The sequence below is a fragment of the Streptomyces sp. ID05-39B genome (assembly GCF_033794725.1).
In the GTDB taxonomy this organism is placed as follows: domain Bacteria; phylum Actinomycetota; class Actinomycetes; order Streptomycetales; family Streptomycetaceae; genus Streptomyces; species Streptomyces bobili.
The window spans coordinates 1-3,929 of the sequence record NZ_JARGEF010000415.1 but is presented as its reverse complement, the minus strand read 5'-3'; the positions used below and the strand labels follow the sequence as shown (position 1 = coordinate 3,929).

Genomic DNA, 3,929 nt, shown 5'->3' with positions numbered 1-3,929 from the left:
GGCCCCGACGGGTGCCCCCACCGGACCCGCCACTCGGCGCACCCGAGGGAACAGCGGTCGGCGCAGCAGCAGGGCTGACGCGGCAACAGGCTCAAGGGGCCTGCGCGTTCACGTGGGGAGGGCGGCCACTCGCGGGCGAGTGGCCGCCCTCCCCATCGCCTTGTCTCCTGGGCCGCGTGTCTTCAGGAGTCGAGCCAGTGGTGGCGGCCGATGCTGATGAGCCGCATCTGGCGGGTCGCGAGCCGCACGACGCGCTCCCGTTCCCCGTCCGGGGCCTTGCCGGACTCCTGGGCCTCGTGGGCCTCCAGGAAGAGGGAACCGGTGACGAGCATCTGGTCGACGTAGAGGTGCGAGAGCATCAGCAGGTCGTCCTCGCTCCAGCCCTCGGCCGCGGGGTCCTTGGCCAGCTCGGTCCGCACCTCATCGGCGAACCGGCCGAGTTGGTCCCGGATCGCCTCCCGGACCGGCTGGACCCCGCCATGTCGCTCACGGGCGATGAAACGGACGTGTGCGGGGTACGCGTCGACGTGACGGGCGATCAGGCCGACAGCCCGCGCGATGCGTTCGTCGCTCGACTCGGCCGTGGTCACCGTGGTCCGGATCATGGAGTGCAGGCTGCCCAGCGCCTCCTCGACCAGGGCCACGCCCAGGTCCGCGATGGAGCGGAAGTGCCGGTAGAAGGCGGTCGGGGCGACTCCGACGGCGCGGGTGACCTCGCGCAGGCCCAGGCTGCTCAGGCTCTGGTCCTCCAGCAGTCCCAACGCGGCGTCCAGGAGCGCCTGTCGGGTCTTCTGCTTCTGGGCCTGCCGGATGCCGAGGGTGTGACTCATGTCATCCAGTTAACAACTGTTCTCCGTAATTGCAAAGCCATACGACACGCTAGACTCGGCAGTCAGTGAACAACTGTAACCACAACTGTTCACCGGAACGTCACGAAAGACGGACACGACAACCGTCCCGGAGGGGGATTCATCCCATGCTGTTCCTCGTCGCCGCACTTCTCCTGCTCGGCGTCGTCATGGGCACCGTGGCCCACGCGCCGCTCGGTTTCAGCCTCGCGGCCGCCGCCGTGATCGCCGTCTGGCTCGGCATCTTCGCGCTGCGCGAGCGCCACGGCCGCCGCCACAGCCCGACCCACTGACGGAAGGAACGATTCACATGCAGCTCACCGCACCGACAGGCAGTCGAACGGGCGTCCGCGACACCGACGGCATGGCCGTCGCGTCCTTCGTCCTCGGCCTGCTCGGCCTCCTGGTCCTCAACGTCGTCCTCGGCCCGATCGCCATCGTCCTGGCCACGGTCGCCCTCGTGCGCGGCACCGAGCGCCGGGGGCGGGCCGCCCTGGGCCTCACCCTCGGCATCGCCGACCTCGTGGTCCTCGCCGCCTTCATGCAGGCGGACTCGACCGTGTCCTGGAGCTTCTGAGGGGCTCGGCCCAAGACCGGGGCCGCCGCAGGCCGCCGACATGGGCACGAGGCCGGCGACGAGCGTGCCGCCGCACGTCCTACGTGAGACCGGCGGGCCGGGCGCCATGGGGTGAGGCGCCGCCACCCCGCGCTTGTGCGCCGGGGGAGCGCGGGTACGGTCCGGCAACTCACGGCGTCCCGCGTCTCACCCCCGGTGCAGCCGGTGCAGGGCGCGCGAGCGGTGGCGGTCCCGGATCGGCGGAGCCCCGGTTCGTGGGCATCGCGCCGGGTGGGTCGCCACCGAGGGCAGGTGCGGTTCCGGTCAGGCGCGCGGCCCGGCTGCGATCCGGGGCCACCTCATCCCGGGCCCGTCGCCGCCGCGCCGTAGACTCGGCTCACCATGGCATACCTCGACCACGCCGCGACCACCCCCATGCTCCCGGAGGCGGCAGAGGCACTCACCGCGCAGCTGGGCGTCACCGGCAACGCCTCCTCCCTCCACGCGGCCGGCCGCCGCGCCCGCCGCACGGTCGAGGAGGCCCGGGAGACCCTCGCGGAAGCCCTCGGCGCCCGCCCCAGCGAGGTCGTCCTCACCTCTGGCGGCACCGAGGCCGACAACCTCGCCGTGAAGGGCCTGTACTGGTCCCGCCGCGACGCCGACCCCGCCCGCACCCGCGTCCTCGCCAGCCCCGTCGAGCACCACGCCGTCCTGGACGCCGTGCACTGGCTCGGCGAGCACGAGGGCGCCACGGTCGAGTACCTCCCGGTGGACGCCCACGGCAGGGTCCATCCCGACGCACTGCGCGAGGCCGTCGCCCGCAACCCCGACGACGTGGCCCTCGCCACCGTCATGTGGGCGAACAACGAGATCGGCACGGTCCTGCCGGTCCGTGAACTCGCCGACGTCGCAGCCGAGTTCGGTGTCCCCCTGCACTCCGACGCCGTCCAGGCCTTCGGTCAGGTCCCCGTCGACTTCGCCGCCTCAGGCCTCGCCGCGATGACCGTCTCCGGCCACAAGATCGGCGGCCCCTACGGCATCGGCGCCCTCCTGCTGGGCCGCGAGCACACCCCCGTACCCGTCCTGCACGGCGGCGGCCAGGAGCGGCACGTGCGCTCCGGCACCCTCGATGTCCCCGCGATCGCCTCCTTCGCGGTCGCCGCACGCCTCGCGGCCGAACAGCGCGAGTGGTTCGCCCGCGAGATCGGCGCCCTGCGCGACGCCCTGGTCACCGCGGTCCGTACGGCCGTCCCGGACGCGATCCTCGGCGGCGACCCGGCACCGGAGGGCCGCCTCCCGGCCAACGCCCACTTCACCTTCCCCGGCTGCGAGGGCGACTCCCTGCTGCTGCTCCTGGACGCCCAGGGCATCGAGTGCTCCACCGGCTCCGCCTGCACCGCCGGGGTCGCTCAGCCCAGCCATGTCCTGCTCGCCACCGGAACCGACCCGGACCTGGCCCGCGGCACCCTGCGCTTCTCCCTCGGCCACACCTCCACCCAGGCCGACGTCGAGGCGGTCGCCGAGGCCATCGGACCGGCGGTGGAACGCGCCCGCGCGGCCGGCCTCACCTGACCGAAACCCGCACGGGACGCGAACCGGCACAGCCCCGAACCGGCATCGCCCCCAGCGCTGCTGCCGGATCCCGTCAAGCCGAGCAACTGGCAGATCGGGGCCATCGACCCGCGGTGGAACAGGCGGATCACCGGCGCGTTTCCGCCGATCGGCGCCCGCCGAGCGGATTCGCCGTCACCTCAGCGTTCGGCCCGCCCCAACCGGTACGGCCCTCAAGCCGGTACCGCCCGCGACCGGCGGTGAGTCACACCGGCGGTGAGTCTCACCGGACGGGGGCTCACGCCGTGGCCGTGTGCGCCTCCCGCACCAGCCGCAGGTAGCGGTCCCAGTCCCAGTGCTCACCGGGGTCGGTGTGGTCCGTCCCCGGCACCTCCACATGCCCGATGATGTGCTCGCGGTCCACGGGTATGCCGTACCGCCGGCAGATCCCGGCCGTCAGCCGCGCGGAAGCGGCGTACATCGCGGCGGTGAAGTCCTGCGGGCGGTCCACGAAGCCCTCGTGTTCTATACCGACACTTCGCTCGTTGTACCCGCGGTTGCCCGCGTGGTACGCCACGTCCAGCTCGCGGATCATCTGTGTGATCCCGCCGTCCTTGCCGACGATGTAGTGGGCCGCCGCCCGGTGGGCAGGGTCCTGGAAGACCTGCACCGCGCTCGCCAGACTGCCCTGGGTGACATGGATGACCACCATGTCCACCCCGTAGTCGTCGGGACGGTCCGCCCAGCGGAAGTTGCCCGTGGAGGCGGCCAGCCACCGCGCGCCGCGGAAGTCGACCGCACCCTGCACCCGCGCCTTCTCCACCCCCGGCATCCGCCACCACAGCTTCGCCAGCTCGTCCCGCGCCAGCACGCCCGTGCCCACCGCGGCGGCCAGCCCGCCGACCAGCAGCGCACGCCGCCCGATCCGCCGGTCCGCGTCCTTCCCCGGCGGCCCGGACCCCTCCGCCCCCACC

General features: G+C 73.0%; 5 protein-coding genes. 3 read left to right on the top strand and 2 right to left on the bottom strand.

Going from position 1 to position 3,929, the window contains the following annotated elements; translation table 11 throughout:
* Window positions 1-182: 182 nt before the first annotated feature.
* Window positions 183-830, bottom strand: coding sequence for a TetR family transcriptional regulator (locus P1P75_RS40330; RefSeq protein ID WP_319264704.1), 648 nt, complete (start codon window positions 828-830; stop codon window positions 183-185).
* Between the two features lie 146 nt (window positions 831-976).
* Between P1P75_RS40330 and P1P75_RS40325 the strand changes: the two genes are divergently transcribed.
* The 3 genes from P1P75_RS40325 to P1P75_RS40315 all read left to right on the top strand — a co-directional run bounded on the left by P1P75_RS40325 (window position 977) and on the right by P1P75_RS40315 (window position 2,976).
* On the top strand, window positions 977-1,141 hold the full coding sequence (locus P1P75_RS40325; RefSeq protein ID WP_319264702.1) for a hypothetical protein: 165 nt from the start codon (window positions 977-979) through the stop codon (window positions 1,139-1,141).
* Window positions 1,142-1,158: 17 nt separating this feature from the next.
* Window positions 1,159-1,425 carry a DUF4190 domain-containing protein gene (locus P1P75_RS40320; RefSeq protein ID WP_319264700.1) on the top strand — a complete coding sequence of 89 codons (267 nt, stop codon included), beginning with the start codon at window positions 1,159-1,161 and terminating at the stop codon, window positions 1,423-1,425.
* 381 nt (window positions 1,426-1,806) lie between these two features.
* A complete protein-coding gene (locus P1P75_RS40315; protein ID WP_319264699.1) occupies window positions 1,807-2,976 on the top strand; it encodes a cysteine desulfurase family protein in 1,170 nt (389 codons plus the stop codon).
* A gap of 277 nt (window positions 2,977-3,253) precedes the next feature.
* Here P1P75_RS40315 and P1P75_RS40310 read toward each other — a convergent pair whose 3' ends face one another.
* Entirely contained in the window at window positions 3,254-3,928 is a 675-nt protein-coding gene (locus P1P75_RS40310; RefSeq protein ID WP_319264698.1) for an N-acetylmuramoyl-L-alanine amidase, read from the bottom strand.
* Window position 3,929: the final 1 nt, after the last annotated feature.

What these genes read in the sequence shown, in the direction of transcription:
- P1P75_RS40325 (WP_319264702.1), top strand. Translation starts at nt 977, where the DNA reads ATGCTGTTCCTCGTCGCCGCACTTCTCCTGCTCGGCGTCGTCATGGGC.
- P1P75_RS40330 (WP_319264704.1), bottom strand. Translation starts at nt 830, where the DNA reads ATGAGTCACACCCTCGGCATCCGGCAGGCCCAGAAGCAGAAGACCCGA.
- P1P75_RS40320 (WP_319264700.1), top strand. Translation starts at nt 1,159, where the DNA reads ATGCAGCTCACCGCACCGACAGGCAGTCGAACGGGCGTCCGCGACACC.
- P1P75_RS40315 (WP_319264699.1), top strand. Translation starts at nt 1,807, where the DNA reads ATGGCATACCTCGACCACGCCGCGACCACCCCCATGCTCCCGGAGGCG.